The 18,326-nt window shown below is 37.4% G+C and carries 12 protein-coding genes and 5 pseudogenes; 16 read left to right on the forward strand and 1 reads right to left on the reverse strand.

The features are described 5' to 3' along the window. The first annotated feature begins 143 nt into the window (after positions 1-143). From JCM21531_RS14700 to JCM21531_RS14735, 9 genes and pseudogenes are all read left to right on the forward strand, one after another. Positions 144-1,751: a putative polysaccharide biosynthesis protein gene (locus JCM21531_RS14700; protein ID WP_038291022.1), complete on the forward strand. Its 1,608-nt coding sequence runs from the start codon at positions 144-146 to the stop codon at positions 1,749-1,751. Between the two features lie 143 nt (positions 1,752-1,894). After that, on the forward strand, positions 1,895-3,142 hold the full coding sequence (locus JCM21531_RS14705; RefSeq protein ID WP_038291024.1) for a hypothetical protein: 1,248 nt from the start codon (positions 1,895-1,897) through the stop codon (positions 3,140-3,142). Between the two features lie 95 nt (positions 3,143-3,237). Next, positions 3,238-3,963, forward strand: a complete 726-nt coding sequence (locus JCM21531_RS14710) for an ABC transporter ATP-binding protein (RefSeq protein WP_038291026.1) — start codon at positions 3,238-3,240, stop codon at positions 3,961-3,963. Continuing rightward, a pseudogene (locus JCM21531_RS14715) lies at positions 3,950-4,700 on the forward strand (ABC transporter permease). The gene JCM21531_RS14710 and the pseudogene JCM21531_RS14715 overlap by 14 nt, the downstream one beginning before the upstream one ends. A gap of 84 nt (positions 4,701-4,784) precedes the next feature. Continuing rightward, positions 4,785-6,155 carry a HAMP domain-containing sensor histidine kinase gene (locus JCM21531_RS14720; RefSeq protein WP_243467765.1) on the forward strand — a complete coding sequence of 457 codons (1,371 nt, stop codon included), beginning with the start codon at positions 4,785-4,787 and terminating at the stop codon, positions 6,153-6,155. A 15-nt stretch (positions 6,156-6,170) separates the two neighbouring features. After that, positions 6,171-6,862: pseudogene (locus JCM21531_RS14725) on the forward strand (response regulator transcription factor). Positions 6,863-7,022: 160 nt separating this feature from the next. Then, entirely contained in the window at positions 7,023-7,613 is a 591-nt protein-coding gene (gene yyaC / locus JCM21531_RS14730; RefSeq protein ID WP_038291030.1) for a spore protease YyaC, read from the forward strand. A gap of 229 nt (positions 7,614-7,842) precedes the next feature. Further along, positions 7,843-8,018: pseudogene (locus JCM21531_RS18470) on the forward strand (DUF1540 domain-containing protein). A 323-nt stretch (positions 8,019-8,341) separates the two neighbouring features. Then, on the forward strand, positions 8,342-8,566 hold the full coding sequence (locus JCM21531_RS14735; protein WP_038291032.1) for a hypothetical protein: 225 nt from the start codon (positions 8,342-8,344) through the stop codon (positions 8,564-8,566). A 69-nt stretch (positions 8,567-8,635) separates the two neighbouring features. Here the strand turns inward: JCM21531_RS14735 and JCM21531_RS14740 are convergent, their stop codons facing one another. Then, complete coding sequence (locus JCM21531_RS14740) at positions 8,636-9,397, reverse strand: acyl-[acyl-carrier-protein] thioesterase (protein ID WP_038291034.1); 762 nt, start codon at positions 9,395-9,397, stop codon at positions 8,636-8,638. A 125-nt stretch (positions 9,398-9,522) separates the two neighbouring features. Between JCM21531_RS14740 and JCM21531_RS24605 the strand changes: the two genes are divergently transcribed. The 7 genes and pseudogenes from JCM21531_RS24605 to JCM21531_RS25175 all read left to right on the forward strand — a co-directional run. Further along, a complete protein-coding gene (locus tag JCM21531_RS24605) occupies positions 9,523-9,843 on the forward strand; it encodes an HAD family hydrolase (RefSeq protein WP_279379085.1) in 321 nt (106 codons plus the stop codon). A 32-nt stretch (positions 9,844-9,875) separates the two neighbouring features. After that, positions 9,876-10,181, forward strand: a complete 306-nt coding sequence (locus JCM21531_RS24610; protein ID WP_279379086.1) for an HAD family hydrolase — start codon at positions 9,876-9,878, stop codon at positions 10,179-10,181. A 27-nt stretch (positions 10,182-10,208) separates the two neighbouring features. After that, complete coding sequence (locus tag JCM21531_RS14750; RefSeq protein WP_038291039.1) at positions 10,209-11,021, forward strand: Cof-type HAD-IIB family hydrolase; 813 nt, start codon at positions 10,209-10,211, stop codon at positions 11,019-11,021. A gap of 194 nt (positions 11,022-11,215) precedes the next feature. Continuing rightward, a pseudogene (locus JCM21531_RS25165) lies at positions 11,216-12,701 on the forward strand (vWA domain-containing protein). A gap of 199 nt (positions 12,702-12,900) precedes the next feature. Next, on the forward strand, positions 12,901-14,205 hold the full coding sequence (locus JCM21531_RS14760; protein WP_038291037.1) for a radical SAM protein: 1,305 nt from the start codon (positions 12,901-12,903) through the stop codon (positions 14,203-14,205). 1,023 nt (positions 14,206-15,228) lie between these two features. Next, positions 15,229-17,621, forward strand: a pseudogene (locus JCM21531_RS25170) (cohesin domain-containing protein); the annotation flags it as partial. A gap of 186 nt (positions 17,622-17,807) precedes the next feature. After that, a partial coding sequence (locus JCM21531_RS25175) for a cohesin domain-containing protein (RefSeq protein WP_500784530.1) occupies positions 17,808-18,326 on the forward strand: 519 nt, incomplete at its 3' end.

The raw sequence follows: 18,326 nt of genomic DNA on the forward strand, positions 1-18,326 counted from the left end.
GTCGAGCTTTTATTTGCGCTGTTTAAAAATTAAAAGCAATTAAACTTGAACAACTCCAATCATTGTATTAGAATAGGTATGACGGATTATAAGCTGTCAATAATATCAGTTGAAGACATAATTTATGGAAATTAGGAGCAGATATGAAAAAACAGTCAATGACAAAAGGGTTTGCGGTACTGTCGGCGGCAGGGCTGATAACAAAAGTATTATCGGTGCTTTATATTCCCTTTTTGCTTGCCATTATCGGAGATGAAGGAAATGGTATTTATGCTGCCGCATATCAGGTTTATGTTTTTATTTATGTTATAGCCAATTCAGGTATTCCGGTTGCGATAGCAAAGTCTGTGTCCGAGCTTACCGCTGTGGGCAACTACAAAGATGCTTTGAGGACTTTTAAAATATCGCGTTTTTTCCTTATCATAATAGGTACTGTTTTGACGGTGCTTATGTTTGTTACGGCAAAGCCATTAGCTGTCATGATTAATTCGGAAAAATCATTCCTTGCAATAGCGGCATTATCCCCAACACTGTTTTTTACTGCGCTGGCATCATCCTACAAGGGATATTTCCAGGGCATAAGCAACATGACCCCAACCGCTATATCTCAAGTGGTTGAGCAGGTATTCAATATGATATTCACTGTACTTTTTGCGGCCCTGCTTATAAGTAAAAGCCTTGAAGCTGCATGCGCGGGAGGAACAGTTGGAACAACTTTAGGTGCATTCGCTTCCGTTATTGTTCTTATATTTATTTACAACAGAAGAAGCGTAGAGATTAATAATTTGAAAGAGCATAGAAAAACTGCCAAAAGATACTCATACAAAGAGCTTGCCGCTAGAATATTTTATTACAGTTTACCCATTACTGTTTGTGTGGGTGCTCAATATGCAGGAAACCTTATTGATGTGGCCAATATAAGAGGACGTCTTTTGGCCGGCGGCTATACGCTGGAAATGGCATCGGTCATGCACAGCTATTTATCTAAATACCAGCAAATAATGAATGCGCCGATTTCTATAGTTTCGGCTCTTGCTGCTGCGGTACTGCCATCTATTTCGGGAGCTGCGGCGGAAAAAGATGAAAAGCAGGTTGAGGACAAATCCAACCACGCTTTCAGGCTTTGTATGCTGATAGTAATACCATCGGCAGTGGGATTGTCGATATTGAGTGAACCCATTTATGCCGTATTGAAATACGGAGAAGGCTCGCATCTGATGCGCTACGGTTCACTGGTACTCATTCTTATGTCCGTTGTGCAAATACAGTCATCGATTTTGCAGGGCGCAGGAAAACTGTACAAAGCCACAATAAACGTAATTTTGGGTATTATCGCAAAGATAATTTTCAATTATATACTTATTGCAAATCCGAGTATAAATATCATGGGGGCAGTAATAGGAAGTATGGTGGGATACGGCTTGACCATTATTCTTAATGTCCTAACCGTAAGAAAAGAATTAAAAATAAAAATTGACATACTGAAGCAGTCGTTAAAACCGGCTATTTCGTCGGTAGTGATGGGTGTTTTTGTGTTGCTTGTATACAAAGGATTGTACTTTGTCTTGGGATTTATTAAGAGCGCATATGTTGTAAATGCATTATCTGCGGTTGTTTCAGTTTTGCTTGGGATGGCAATATATTTCTATATAATGATACTGGTTAGGGGAATAACAAAAAATGATTTTGATGTATTGCCGGCCAGAATCAAGGCAATGATACCGAAATTCATATTGAGTAAAGCTAGATAACCGTATACAAAGCAAGTTTATATGAAATTGCAGAAAAGTTTATTAATTGTTTATATATTATTTAGTTGAATTTTATAGCTGGTATGTAGAATAGTAAGTAAGGAAACGTTTCCTTGAATTTTACTGAAAAGGAGAGAGGGTAAATGAAGAGAAAAAAGAATCTCGCGATGTTGTTAAGTTTTTGCATCGGAGCAGCATTATTCATGTCAACAGCCTTTGCGGATGTGATTTCAAAGACAGGGTATGATCAGTTTAAGGACGCTATAAAGAAAACGGTAGAAAACCTTTCTGAAGGATATGACAGCTTTACTACGGAAGTGGCCTTGTCTATTAAAGATAATGACAAAGTGCTGATGACAAATTCTGCTGTAGCAAAGTATGACATGGTCAACAGCAGAATGGAAGACATCTCAACTACGGAGTTTGCAGGAATTAAGAATGAGAGTAATTATACTTATAGGGACAATTGGATGAGTATATACCATGGTTATAACGACAAAGATACCTATTATGTCAATGAATATGAGAAAGAAATGAAGGATGCCGTAACGATTAGGAATTTCTTTGAAGATGAAGATGCCCAGTACATTGAGAGAATATTCGACGCTTTGATAGGAAATCTTAAGGAGTACGTTGTTGTGGGAGAAAATTCTGACGGAAGCAAGGAATTCTCCGGAAAATTAAGCGATGCGCAGATTCCGGCCTTGGTTAACGCTGTTACGGCATATGTTGCAAAGCAGACGGTATTTGATAGTCATATGGAACGAAGTGAAATTGGTGTTCCGAACCTCAAAAGTGATATATTTGTGAAAGAAATAAGAGGAAGGGCTAATGTGAATGGAGACGGAATAATTGAAAACTTGTTTGGAGAACTTATAATCTCCGGAAGTGAGGAAGGCGGAACAAAGCATGATTTGAAAGTTGAGCTGGTGTTCAAGGTCTATAACATAAACTCCACTACAGTGGAAAAGCCTGATTTGACAGGCAAGAACGTAGAAAAGAGTATCGTACGTAATGGCCCTAATACTAATAACATTGAAAAGTATTTTGGCAAATGGAAGAATGATGTTGTATTGGAAGAAGGTGACAGATTTATCAAGATCGGCGAGAGGATTATAGAAATTACGGGCTTTGACGGCACTTATGTTTATGGAACATACACTGAAGTTTATAAAGAAGAATATGCCGATTACAGCAGAGGTTCAAACAGCTACAGCTTAAAGTTAGATTTAAGTAAATATCAACTTGAAGCTACCGATGCTTCAGGTAATGTAATTCAAGGCTATATGTATCTGGAGATGGGAAGAGTTGAATGCCATATTACGAGTGAAAAACCTGGAGAAAGTGTAGTCCTGTACAATTCAACTTTCAACAAGGTTTTTGAGGAGTAAGAGGCACTTAACACTGACACATTATAGAAATATTTGAAACTGGCAGCGGGTTTTCCGCTGTCGGTTTCATAAATTATTATCTATTGGAGGGTTCAATGGAAACAGTACTTGAAATAAAGGGACTTACCAAATTATATAAGAATGGAAGAGGAATTTTTGATATAAATCTTGATGTTTATAGAGGAGATGTGTTTGGATTCCTTGGCCCTAATGGTGCCGGAAAAACTACAGCAATGAAAATTATGACGGGTCTTATGCATCCGGACAGCGGTGATGTGGAAATTTTCGGACACAGTGTCATAACCGAATTTGAAAAGGCCATGAAAAAAGTGGGCTGTATTATTGAGACTGCGGAGTCCTATGCATACCTTTCACCCTATGAAAACCTAAAGCTTTTTGCCAGGTTCTATGATAATGTGGACAATAGTAGAATTGACGAGGTTTTGGAGCTTACCGGCATTCTTAAGTTTAAAAATGAAAAGGTAAAGAATTTTTCCCTCGGTATGAAGCAGAGGCTGGGCTTGGCTGCAGCAATTTTGTCCAAGCCGGAATTGGTAGTATTGGATGAACCCTTAAACGGGCTTGACGTGGAAGGCATGATAGAAATGAGAAAGCTTATAAAGATGCTTGCAGAGACGGAAAAGACCACCTTTTTCATTTCAAGTCACCTTATTCATGATGTGGAGCTTACATGTAACAGGATTGGGATACTGTACAACGGCAAATTGGTTAATGTAGATACAACCGAAAATATCCTTAAAAACTTTGCTTCACTTGAAAACTATTTTGTTAGCGAGGTAGGTAAAAATGGGAACGTTTAAAGCCGCATTTATTAATGAAGTCGAGAAAATATACAGAAAGAAGAAAGTTGTTGTAGCTGCTATACTGTCATTCCTTGCCATAGTAATGGGACAATTGGTGGTTACCGGAGTAAACAGGGGTTTTGGGTTGCTGGCTGCCAGCAGTACGCAGTTTCCGATACTGGTGCTTTCCCTGCTGGTCAAAACCATATTGCCGTTATTTACAGCACTTGTTGCCATAGATGTGTTTTCCGGAGAGTTTTCTCACAATACTATGAAGATTACATTAACCAGACCGGTTTCAAGGATGAAGCTGTTTACTGCCAAATTTCTGCTGTCGCTTTTTTTGTACTGGCAAACCTGTTGATGGTAATGCTGCTGTCCTTAGTAGTGGGGGTTATTTTTAACTCCGTATCGTTATCGGTGTTCGGAATTTTGAGAATAGTTCTGTCCTATTTTGTTACGTTGATACCTGTAATGGGCTTTGCTCTTATCATTGTGTTTTTGTCAAATGTTTTAAAAAGCGGAACAACGGTATTCTTTTTATCCATAATTTTATTTATAGCATTTAATGCGCTTTCACTGGTATTTCCAAGGTATGCAAACCTTTTTATAACATCAATGTTTGATTGGTATGTTTTGTGGAATGTTGATATAATGCCGCTAGGTAAGCTTATACGGGAGTTTTTATCATGGCAGGATATGTTATAATGTTTTATACGGCAGGATATTATTTGTTTGATAAAAAAGATTTATAAAGGTGAAATGGGATATGGATTTAAAAAAAACGCCTTATTTATTCGAATGCTGCAATTATTGTTATCCCTCTTGTGATAACATTTGTGGCATCTTTTATTTTTATGTTTATTTTTGCAAGAATACATGATGCAGATATCAGCTACAATAATGTAAAAAAGCTTACACAGATACAGTACGAGTTTTTTAAAGCCGACGGAAGCGTACTTAGAAATTCCCCGGAAATAATTTTGGAAAAAGATTTTCAGCAGTATATTTCTACAAGACTTGGCAGTATTGAGGCTGATATAGTTGTGTTAAAGGGACAGGAACGGGTTTTTGAAACCCGGGTGCTTAGCATTATTGAGTTGGAAAGGTGTCTTGAAAAGACCGGTGACAACTTATTTAAAAATATTGTTGAGATTCAGGGAAAAACCTATATGGTGAAAGTAATACCTGTGAACTTTAATAATGGTGAGAGCGGAAAAATAGTCTTGCTTGCACCTACTGTGAATGATTGGATGACAACGGAAAAGCTGCTGATATTTTCAGGCATGACTTTTGTTATCAGTTTTATAATAACCAATATAGCCATTATTTTTATTTTTTCAAAAAAAGTCATAAGTCCCTTGGGAAAACTTCAGATCGCTGCGGGAAAAATAAGCGAAGGAAATCTTGACTTTGAAATTATTGAGGATGGAGATGCCCAAATAAGGGAACTGTGCCGTTCTTTTGAGAAAATGAGATTAAAGCTTGTGGAAGCCAGTTACACCCAGAAAAAATATGATGACAGCAGAAAAATGCTTTTTTCAAGTATATCCCATGATCTAAAAACCCCTATAACATCAATAAAAGGATATGTTGAGGGAATACTGGACGGTGTGGCCAATACTCCCCAGAAGGTGGAAAAATACTTAAAAACGGTCCATTCCAAGGCGGTTCATATGGACAGGATGATCGACGACCTTCTTTTATATTCAAGACTGGATATGAATAAAGTTTCGTTTAATATTGAAAAGACTGATGTGTTGAAGTATTTCGAGGATTGTATATATGAAATAGATATTGAGCTTGAAAAGTCCAATATTAAGATTAAGCTTCACAACGAACTGCAAGGAAAGCGTTACATAATGATAGACCGGGACCAGGTGAGAAGAGTAGTGATAAATATAATTGACAACTCCAGAAAGTATATGGACAAGCAGCAGGGAAAAATTGATATCTTTTTAAGAGAGGCTACGTCAAATGTAATAATAGAGTTAATGGACAACGGAGCGGGAATCAGTGAAAGCGATCTTCCCCATATTTTTGACAGGTTCTATCGCGCCGATTCGGCAAGGGATACTAGAAAAGGAAGCGGATTGGGACTTGCCATCGCAAAACAGATAATCGAGGGGCATGAAGGGAAAATATGGGCGGTTAGCCGTAAGGATGAAGGTACAAGTGTGATGATTTCTCTTAAAAAATACGAAGAATGAAGGAGGCCGGATGAGATGAGAAAGATTCTTATTGTTGAAGATGATGAAAGCATAGGAGAGCTTTTACGGGATTATCTTGAAATTAACGGATTTTCTGTTGACGTATGTACGAATGGAGTTGAAGGCTTAAACAGTATTAAAAATGGAGAGTATGACCTTCTGATACTTGATATTATGCTTCCCGGCATGAATGGATATGAAATATTAAAAAGAATTCGTGATGAAAAAGACATTCCGGTACTTATTGTGTCGGCAAAAAAGGAAGAGTTTGATAAAATTCACGGCTTAAAGCTTGGGGCCGATGATTATATTACAAAACCCTTTAGCCGGGGGAACTTGTGGCAAGGGTAAATGCTCACATAGCAAAATATGAAAGGCTCAAAAATAAATACGGAAATAACAACATAACTTCTATTACGATAAGAGGACTTGAAATTCAAAAGGATGCTAGGAGGGTGTTTGTAAACGGAAAGGAAGTTAACCTTGCACAGAAAGAATTTGATGTTTTGTTGTTTCTAGCCCAGAACCCCAACAGGGTTTTTTCAAGGGAAGAACTTTTTGACAGAGTATGGGGAATGGATGCCTTGGGAGATGCTGCAACGGTTACCGTTCACATTGGAAGAATCAGGGACAAAATCGAGTCCGATCCTTCAAATCCCCAGTATATCGAGACTGTGTGGGGAGCAGGATATAGATTGAGGACGTGAAAGGAAAAGGCAAATGCCAATGATGAAAATTTAGTACTTTTTAACGAGAATAATTTGTTGTATAATGGAATTGTAAATCGAAAAAGAGAGAATAATAGAAAAATTTGGTTAAAAATAAAATTTATTTATAAATATTTAATTTTTTAGGGGAGTAGGTAATATGTTAAAATGCAAGAAGTTTTATTTCAGCACAGATGAGAAATTGTGTCAGTATAGGTTGAATCATGAAATGCACAACATGGTCAAAAGTATTGACAAACACTACAAAAGAATTGCAGTTGTAGGTATAGGGACAGATCGCTCTACGGGGGACAGCTTTGGACCGCTGGTCGGGTATATGCTTTCAAAATGCAAAATATACGATTTTGATGTGTACGGTACAATTATTGAGCCGGTACATGCCTTAAACCTTAGACAGACAATGGACAAAATCGACACTTTGAACACTCTTGTTATTGCTGTTGATGCATCTATAGGAAGTATCGATCATATCGGACACATTGGGTTATGTAATGAGCCGATAAAGCCCGGAAGCGGAGTGGGCAAGGATTTGCCTCCGGTGGGCGATATATCGTTGTCCGGTATTGTGGCATTTAGCGGATTTGCACCCCATGTCATGTTACAGAATACAAGTCTCGGATTGGTTTATAAAATGGCCGAAATTGCCAGCAATGCAATAAAATATGTTCTGTACAAACAGCAGTTGGAGCCTCAAAAGCATTCAAAATTAAAGGCTATTGCTACTGCTTAAGAATTTAATAAATTAAAATTTTTAAAATTTATGAAATTATGGCTTGTTGCACAGGATAGCTTTCAATTGAAAGACACTGTGCTTTTTTATGCCTGTGGCATTACAAAAATTTCCTATTTCTTTATTTCTGATAGTTATTGCTTTTTATATTAATTGGATGTATTAAAACAGCCTATTTTTTTAAAAATAATATTGAAGTTCATCAACTATATATTTGGGAGGAAGCATTATGAAAGTTCAGAAAATGAACCGTCCAAATGAAGCGTAAAGTGTGTTGTAAACACATGCCATTATTATATGAGCGGCGACTACTGCGCTGCAGAGAAGATTGAAGTTCAGCCAAGAAATGCAGCGGATTCTCAAGAAACAGACTGTGCAACATTTGTTCCAAATGTACAAGGATAATAGAAATTTATTATAGTTTGCGGCCTGCCGGCAAGGTCAATCGACTGAGCCGTGCAGGCTCAAAAATTTTTATATGCAAATACAAAATAGACAACAAAAAATCAAGAAATCGGGAGGTAATGTATTGAAAATTTATTTTAATCAAGTTTATGGGGCAAAATTACAATTAGTGAATTTGGACAAAACATAGTAGTATATTTATAGAACATATGTTCGGCAATTTGATTCAACATATAATAAATATACCAATGGGGCAGCGGTAAAGGGGGATTGGAAATGTCATCGGAAGATTTTTTAGAGAGTATCCGTATATTATCAATACTTTGCACAAGTTAAACTGTGAACTCAATGAAATGATAAAGAGCAAAGAACTGATGGAGGATACTTTACAATATTTTATAAAATCGGAAAATGATGAGTCTTCATTGGACCCTACATTACAAGCTGTTGAAAAGGTTTTAGACAGATATGAGAACAATATATCCTACATAACCGAAAGAATAAATGAGCTAAAGGAAATGAAAAATAAAATTGATGGAACCCTTTAATGATTTTAATATATAAGGGTTGGGCACAAAAGACAGTGCTCAACCCGCTTTAAATCAATACCTAAAAGCTTATGTAACAATTTTCTGCCAGATTGTTTCGGCCGATGCCAGCTCCAAACCAGTATCCTTATCCCAAATTTTGTGACGAAGCTGAGGAGCATCGGTATTTTCCCAGTCAATTATGCAGCCTGACCTTATGACTGAGCCCAATGATGCTTCTTTTTTGTACATAATCTGGAGAGATGCAACTTTGTAGTTGTCGTATATCTGCTGGGGCACGGTTTCCATAATCCAGTCAACGTATTTTTTGTTGTTTACGTGATTATTTGTATCTATATCACTTCTTTTTATAGGAAATTCCTCAAAAACTTCGGGTTCGAAATCAAAATCAAGGTCGGCAAAGGGTTCCTCCAAAGCTTTTGCTTCATCTATACCGTAAGCATCACCCATTTCGAGAGGGATTCTCATTGGCCTTCTTTTTTTTATATTGAAATATATCCATACGGATGATGCCTTAACAATAGTTTTATTACTGCTGTCCGTTATGAAAAATTCTCTGTATCCGTAGAAACGCTCGAAGGAAGAGGCCCATGTTTCTACAGTGATTTTTTCTCTGAGCCTAGGGAACCTGTCTATTTTAAGTGACCAGCGATTTAATACCCAGCCTGAATCGGCAGCTTTTAATTCGTTGACTCCGTACCCTGCAGAAGCTGAGTGGGATATTGCACAGTCCTCCAGATAGTTTAGCAGGGATAGAAGAGTTAGTTCCTGCATTGCGTTGATCTCGTAATAATGTACTTCATACTCTTTTGAAAATCTTTTCTTCTGCATTTGCATCATTCCCTTGAAATTATTGTTGTTTACTATTATTATTATATATACGTGTCCGGGAAAAACAAAGCATTTTGATGTAAAAAATTGATTTAATGTTTTATAGCAAAACGGGTGGTGGGTTTTTGGAGAGAGTAAAAGCGGTTATATTTGATATGGATGGATTGATGATTGACACGGAACGCTTGTATTTTGACGTTGAAAGGCTGATTGCACGAAATTTCGGAAAAGAGGTAAAGGATGAGACCCTATGGAAGATGATGGGAAGAAAACCTTTAGAAGCTATAACTGTTTTTGCAGAAGATCTGGGGCTTGATATTTCACCTCGGGAACTTTTAAGCATCAGGGATGATTTGTTTGTCAAGAAGCTGATAAATGAAGTTGAAGCAATGCCGGGACTTTTCGATATTTTAAACAGTATCAGGGGAAAACTGAAGATGCTATAGCCACAGGTTCACCGAATAAGTTTCTGAAAATAGTGCTGGATAAACTTAAAATTGAAGATTATTTTGATGTTTTTGTGACATCGGATGAGGTTGAAAAGGGAAAGCCCGATCCGGAAGTGTATAATACTGCGGCAAAGAGGCTTGGAGTAATGCCGGCTGAGTGCATTGTTCTTGAGGATTCAAGCAACGGTGCTCTTGCCGGGGTCACGGCGGGATGCTATACAATTGCTGTGCCGTCGGTGTATACCAACAAGCAGGATTTTAGCTTTGTAAATTATATTGCCCGGGATTTAAAGGATGCTGCGGAAAAAATCAATGAACTTATTTGCAGAGAATAGGATTGAATGTGAAGGGATAGTTTGGTGATGGAGAAAAAGTTTCAAGGATTAATGCTTGTTAGTGATTTGGATGGAACTTTGCTAAACAGCAAGTTTGAAATAAGTGAGGAAAATATAAAGGCCATTTCGTATTTTGTAGACAACGGGGGAATATTTACTATTGCGACGGGCAGGATGGAGCTTGGAGTAAGAGAATACTTGAAAGTTTTGCCGGTAAATGCTCCTGTTATTTTATATAACGGAGCGCTTATATATGATTTTGATAATGAAAAGAATCTTTGGACCTGCGGTTTTAAAGAGGACATAAGAGGTTTGCTGAAAGAGGTTTTGGACAAATTTCCTTATCTGGGAATTGAGATATTCCCGGGGGGAGACAGTGTTTATTTGCTGAGGGAGAATGAAGAGACCGAAAAGCACAGCAAAAAGGAAGGTTTTAAACCAATATTGATTTCTGCAGATGAGATACCCGAAAAATTTTATAAGGTAATTCTTACGGCCAACCCGGACAGGCTTCCTGAGGTGGAGGACTTTTTGAAAACCAAGGAAAAGGGTTTTAGGACAGTGTATTCGGAGAAGCAGTTCTTAGAGATACTCGACAAAAAAACTTCAAAAGGTGAAGCTTTGGACGAGCTTGCAAAGATGATAGGGATAGAAAAAAGTAAAGTAATTTCGATTGGCGACAATCAAAACGATGTAGAAATGATAAAAACATCGGGAACAGGGTTTGCTGTTGAAAATGCTCATCCGGAGCTGATAGCAGTTTGTGACTGTGTTTGTGTTCATCATGACAGGCACGCTGCAGGTTATGTGGTTGATTGGATTGAAAAAAATTTTAAATAAAATTTGGAACCAAAAATAAGGAACTCCGTCTAATACAAAAAACACAAAAAAACGGAGGGAATTATATGAAAATGAATATTATTACAAAACATACAAATAGTGTAGTATGGGTTTTGGTTTGGTTTTTTTTGATTGCAACACTGCTTTCTTCCTGTAGCGTGGTGTCAGTTAAAGAATACACCACCGATTCGGCGATGTTGAATAAAAATTACGGTGGCCAGAATTCTGGAACGGTGGATATCGAGTATAATCAAGCAATGGATATCGACGTTTTTCAGACTCAGTATAATACCGAAGACTATAATGTTATTAACGAGAATGTATTCCTTGATACATATAACAATCCTCTTTCAACGTTTTCTGTGGATGTGGATACGGCATCTTACAGCAATATAAGGCGCTTTCTCAATTCTTCGCAAAAGCCGCCTATAGATGCCGTAAGAATTGAAGAAATGATAAACTACTTTACATATGACTATCCTGATGCTGACGGCAACGACCCATTTAGCATAACCACCGAGATTGGAGAGTGTCCGTGGAATCCGGAGAATAATCTAATGCTTGTAGGGCTTCAGGCAAAGAAGCTTTCAACAGAGGAGCTTCCACCAAGCAATCTGGTTTTCCTGCTGGATGTTTCCGGTTCAATGGATACTCCCGATAAGCTTCCCCTTTTAAAATCAGCTTTTAAGCTTCTTGTAGACGAATTGGGCGAGAATGACAGGGTATCAATTGTGTTTATGCAGGTGCGGCAGGTTTGGTTCTGGATTCAACTCCGGGAAGTGAAAAGGATAAAATCTTGATGCTTTGATGGAGCTGGAAGCAGGAGGTTCGACAGCAGGAGCGGAAGGAATAAAGCTTGCCTATGATATAGCAAAGAAGAATTTTATTAAGTCGGGCAACAATCGTGTTATTCTGGCTACGGACGGCGATTTTAATGTTGGAGTGAGCAGTGAGGCTGAGCTTGTGCGATTGATTGAAAAGAAAAGAAATGAAGGTATATTCCTTACGGTGCTTGGCTTCGGAACAGGCAATTACAAGGATTCAAAAATGGAAAGCCTTGCAGACAAAGGCAATGGGAACTATGCATATATAGACAATATTGCAGAAGCCAGGAAAGTTCTTGTAAATGAAATGGGTGCGACTTTAAACACTGTTGCAAAGGATGTAAAAATACAGGTGGAGTTTAATCCTGCAAAGGTAAAGGCTTACAGGCTAATCGGATATGAAAACAGATTGCTTAGAAACGAGGATTTTAACGACGACTCGGTAGACGCAGGAGAAATAGGTGCGGGGCACTCGGTAACTGCACTTTACGAGATTGCTCCTGTAGATTCGGAGTTTGAGGTTCCGGGGGTTGACGAGCTCAAATATCAGAAATCTCAACTTATAGACAGCAATGAAGTTGCCACGGTGAAGATAAGATATAAGAAGCCTGAATCCGATACAAGCGAACTGCTCTCAAAAACTGTGCTGGAAGAGGATGAGGGAAAGGTATCGGAAAACCTAAAGTTTGCTGCTGCTGTTGCAGAATTCGGTCTGCTTCTTAGAGAATCCAAGTATAAAGGCAATTCGTCCTATGACCGTGTTTTGCAGGTCGCAAAGCAGTATGCCGACAGCGATGAAGAGGGATATAGAAATGAATTTGTGAAGCTTGTTGAAAAAGCAAAAAGAATTGATTAAAAAATATTGATTAATACAGAATCGATCTGTATGAAAAGCTGCCTTAAAGTAAATTTAAGGCAGTTTTTTCGTGGGTAAATACTTTTAAAAACTTCATAAAAGGTATTATTGATTTGAAAAAATAGAATGTTTTGATAGAATATAATTGTAAAAACGTTTGATTTGATTTGCGAACTTTATATAAAGGATGACATTATTTATGAATATTAGTATAATTAATATATCGTTACTTATGAAAATGGCCGTTAATCCGTCGCTTGTTAAAAAAGCTTTGCAAGTTCACAAGTTGCTGTCGGAAAATGAGGAATATAGGCCAATAAATCTTATAAGAAGCATCTACCATGCGTTTAAAAATGAAAGGATTCTGCAGCATCAAAACACATTTGTGCTTAGTTCTTTTATTCCGCCGATAAATACAAGAGCTTTTGACAGCTTATTTGATGGTATACCGGGAAGCGGCAGCAATCTTTTTGATAACCTTGTTAAGGGTAGAAGAAAGTTTCCGGTTTGGGTAAATATTGATGTTACATCAAGATACCCCAACAACAGGGAAACAAACGATAGTACAGGTTCTTTCGAAGGACAAAAAAATTCTTTCAATGATATGGAAAAGGAAAGCCTGATATCTTTGGTAAATGAGATACAGGATATGGGAGTAGGGATTATTGGGTTTGCCGGCGGAGAACCGTTGCTTAGAAATGACCTTGAAGAAATTATTGGGAATATAGACAACAGAAGTGTATCTTATGTGTATTCAACAGGGTATGGCTTGACATCACAGAGAGCAAGAGATTTAAAATCAGCAGGCCTATATGGGATGATAATAGATTTTCAATCGATGATTGAAAGTGAGCATAATGAAAGAATGGGCTTTAATGGGGCTTATCATTATGCCATAAATGCAATTGAAAACTCAAAAAAGGCAGAACTTTATACGGTTACCAGGACTTTTTGCAGCAGGGAACTTTTGAAAGGCGAAAAGATGAAGAAATTTATAAAGTTTCTCGGGCAGTGCGGAGTTGATGAGGTTAGGTTGATGGAGCCGAAGCCTTTTGGAAGAAGCGGGAGAATAAATCGGGATGAATTGCTTACTGATGATGAACTGAAGGAGCTTATTGAACTGCATATATTGTATAACAAAGACGGGAATTTTCCGAAGGTATCTGTTTTGCCATACTTTGAATCCCAAGAAATGTTTGGATGTGGAGCAGCAGGGTATTACTCGTTTATCGACGGCCGGGGAGATTTATATCCCTGTGATTACATACCATTTAACTTTGGCAACGTTTTTGAAACACCGATAAAGGCATTGTGGAAAAAGATGTATAAAAGCTTCGAAGAACCGAGAGGAGACTGTTGTTCCCAAGTCTATTTCAAACAGATGGGACACGACAAATTTCAACAATATCCGCAAAGGATGAAGGTTTTGCCGGAAAACTGCAGAAGGTGTAATGGGCAAGACTTGCCGGGGTTTTATAGGATGGTCAAGGGAGAAAAAATATAACCTTTTATACCAAGGATAAGAATATTTCTGTAATAATATTTAAAATTTAGAAATATTATTTTTTAAAAATGCCCCCCAAAATTTGCTTATATAACGAATATATATTACAAAGAAATTAGAATGTTCTCTTGCCTTTACAAAAAAAATTTTTCTGCAAATTTAGTAATCTAACGGGTGATGTGGATTTGAGATGCTGAGAAAAGCTCTTTATCGGAAGAATTGTTCTTGTTTGCATGCAGTTTGAAAACAGAGGAGGCTTTATTTTGAAAACTTATTGAAACTAATTTGATTTTAATATATAATGAAATTAAAACATCATTAATTTTTTTGATAATAAATAATAACAATGTATTTGGGAGTTTGGAGGCAATTCTTTATTAAAATTAAGCGCTTAAGTGTCTCAGTATTCAGTTCACATAACATTAGATAATAATTTTATTTTAAATTCTGATTTAATGGCCTCTAATATTTCCCCAAAATACAGAGTTTTATATATATAAATTTATAATAACAAGTTTTAAATAGGGAGGAGTTTGTACAGGGGATTAATCACATCTATTTATAATTTAACTCTTACATAAAGATAAGAAAAGTGTACTGGAGAGTATTTATTAATTCCAGCATTTCAATGAAATAGTGTATTTAACAGCTTATATGTATTTATGATGCAAATATCAAAGCATATACATAGAATCATCTGTTTCAACGAATAACGAATTATCAAAAACCAATTCCTATTTATCGACAAATTCTCTGGTATTTATTAAAACTGAAAATTTGACATGAAAATATTAATATTGTTTATTGATATTAATGCTAAATTTTGTTGTTATTTTATTTGATTTGTATATAAGGTATTTGATTTCAAATGCCTTTAGAGATCTTTTTATAAGATCATATAAAATTATTAATTTTTGGGAGGAATGGTAGATGAAAAAAGTCATCAGTATGATCGTAGTTGTTGCTATGCTGACGACGATTTTTGCGGCAATGATACCGCAATCAATATCGGCAGCAGGCACAATGACAGTCGAGATCGGCAAAGTTACAGGAGCCGTTGGAACAACAGTCCAGATACCTGTAACCCTGAGCGGAGTTCCATCAAAAGGTATAGCTAATGGTGACTTCGTATTAGGCTATGATCCAAAGGTATTAGACGTAACAACGGTAACAGCAGGGATATAGTTATCAATCCTAGAGATAGCTTTGATACTGCGATTTACCCGGAAAAGGGAATGATTGTATTCCTTTATGCAGAAAATACCGGAAGAGGAACAGAAGCAATAACAAAAGACGGAGTATTTGCAACAATAACAGCTACTGTCAAATCTTCTTCAGCAGCACCAATTAAATTGACTGAATATGGTGCATTTGCGGACAACGATTTAAAAGAAATAAGCACAATTATTATCGAAGGTGGAGTAAACCTTGGCTCTACAGCAACACCAACACCAATACCATCACCAAAACCAACAATTGATCCAAGAGATGGTATAGCAGTTGAAATTGGTAAAGTTACAGGAGCTGTAGGAACAACAGTTCAGATACCTATATACTTCTACGGTGTTCCATCAAAAGGATTGGCAAACTGTGATTTCGTATTGGACTACGATCCGAATGTATTGTCAATAGTAGATGTTGAAGCAGGAAATATAGTAATCAATCCTAGAGATAGCTTCGATGCTGCAATTTACCCGGAAAAGGGAATGATTGTATTCCTTTATGCAGAAAATACCGGTAGAGGAACAGAAGCAATAAAAGAAAATGGTTTATTTGCATTAATAACAGCAACTGTTAAGTCAAGTGCTCCAGGATTTATTACCTGCAAAGAAGTAGGCGGATTTGCAGATAATGATTTGATTGAGCAGAAGGTAACATTTGTAAGCGGTGGCGTAAATGTTGGAAATGCAACACCTACACCAACACCAACCAAGAGTGCAACACCAACACCGACTAAATCAGCAACACCTACACCAACTAAGAGTGCGACACCGACACCAACACCAACTAAGTCTCCAGTATCAGGCAATTTGAAGGTTGAATTCTACAACAGCAATCCTTCAGATACTTCTAACTCAATAAGTCCGCAGTTTAAGGTTACTAATACTGGAAGCAGTGCAATTGACTTGTCCAAACTCACATTAAGATACTACTATACAATAGACGGACAAAAGGATCAGACATTCTGGTGCGACCACGCTGCAATTATCGGCAGCAACGGCAGCTATAACGGAATTACTTCAAATGTTAAAGGAACATTTGTAAAAATGAATTCCTCAACAAATGACGCAGATACTTACCTTGAAATAAGCTTTACAAGCGGAAGTCTTGAAGCAGGCGCACATGTTCAAATTCAAGGTAGATTTGCGAAGAATGACTGGTCTAACTATACACAGTCAAATGACTACTCATTCAAGGCTGGTTCACAGTTTGTTGAGTGGGATCAGGTAACAGCTTACTTAAATGGTGTGCTTGTATGGGGTAAAGAACCTGGAGGTTCAACACCAACACCAACTCCAACACCAACTAAGAGTGCAACACCTACACCAACTAAGAGTGCAACACCTACACCTACACCAACTACGACAATAGATCCAAATGCATTGACGGTTACTATAGCTACTGTAGAAGGTAATGTAGGACAAAATGTTACAATACCTATAAAATTAACAAATGTACCTTCAAAGGGAATAGCAAATGGAGACTTTGTATTAAGCTATAATTCGGATATATTGGATATCCAAAAGGTAGAGGCAGGAGATATAGTAATCAATCCTAATGACAGCTTTGATGCTGCAATATATCCTGATAAGAATATGATTGTATTCCTGTATGCAGAAAATACTGGAAGAGGAACAGAAGCAATTACAAAAGACGGAACATTTGCAATTATACATGCGAAAGTAAAAGGCGGAAGCGGATTTACTCCTATCGCATTGAAGGAACATGGTGCATTTGCTGACAATGATCTGAGAGACTTAAAGGTACAGTATATAGATGGTGGAGTAGAAATAGGAATAGGAGGCCCGACACCACCACCGACAATTAATCCTAATGCAGTACAGGTTAATATAGCAACAGTAGAAGGAAAAGCAGGTCAGACAGTAAAAATACCTGTGACATTCGACAATGTACCTACAAAGGGAATAGCAAACTGCGACTTCGTATTTAGCTATAACCCGAATGTATTGACAATAGTAGATGTTGAAGCAGGAGATATAGTAATCAATCCTAACGACAGCTTTGATTCTGCAATATATCCTGATAAGAATATGATTGTATTCCTGTATGCAGAAAATACCGGAAGAGGAACAGAAGCAATCAAGACTAATGGAGTATTTGCAGTAATAACAGCAACTATAAATGCAGGAGCATCTAACGGATTTACACCAATAAGATTGACCGAAGCAGGTGGCTTTGCAGACAATGACTTGAAGGAACTTGAAGTTCAGTTCATTGATGGTGGAGTAATTGTTGGCGATATAGTAGTACCACCTACACCAACACCAACACCAACACCAACACAAACAATTAATCCTAATGCAGTACGGGTTGAGATAGCAACAGTAAACGGAGAAGCTGGCCAAACAGTGCAAATACCTGTGACTTTTAGCAATGTACCTTCAAAGGGAATAGCAAACTGTGACTTCGTATTTAACTATGACCCGAAAGTATTGACAATAGTAGATGTTGAAGCAGGAGACATAGTAATTAATCCTAAGAACAGCTTTGATGCTGCAATTTACCCAGAAAAGAACATGATTGTATTCCTGTATGCAGAAAATACCGGAAGAGGAACAGAAGCAATCAGGACTGATGGAGTATTTGCAGTAATAACAGCAACTATAAATGCAGGAGCACCTAATGGATTTACACCAATAAGCTTGAACGAAGTAGGTGGCTTTGCAGACAATGACTTGAAGGAACTTGAAGTTCAGTTCATTGATGGTGGAGTAAATGTTGGTACTACAGTAGTAACACCTACACCAACACCAACTGATAAGCCAACTGATAAGCCAACACCAACACCAACTGAAACAATTGATCCTAATAAAGTAGCAGTTAAGATAGCAACAGTAAACGGAGAAGCTGGCCAAACAGTACAAATACCTGTGACATTT

Origin of the sequence: Acetivibrio straminisolvens JCM 21531 (assembly GCF_000521465.1) — a bacterium.
In the GTDB taxonomy this organism is placed as follows: Bacteria; Bacillota; Clostridia; order Acetivibrionales; family Acetivibrionaceae; genus Hungateiclostridium; species Hungateiclostridium straminisolvens.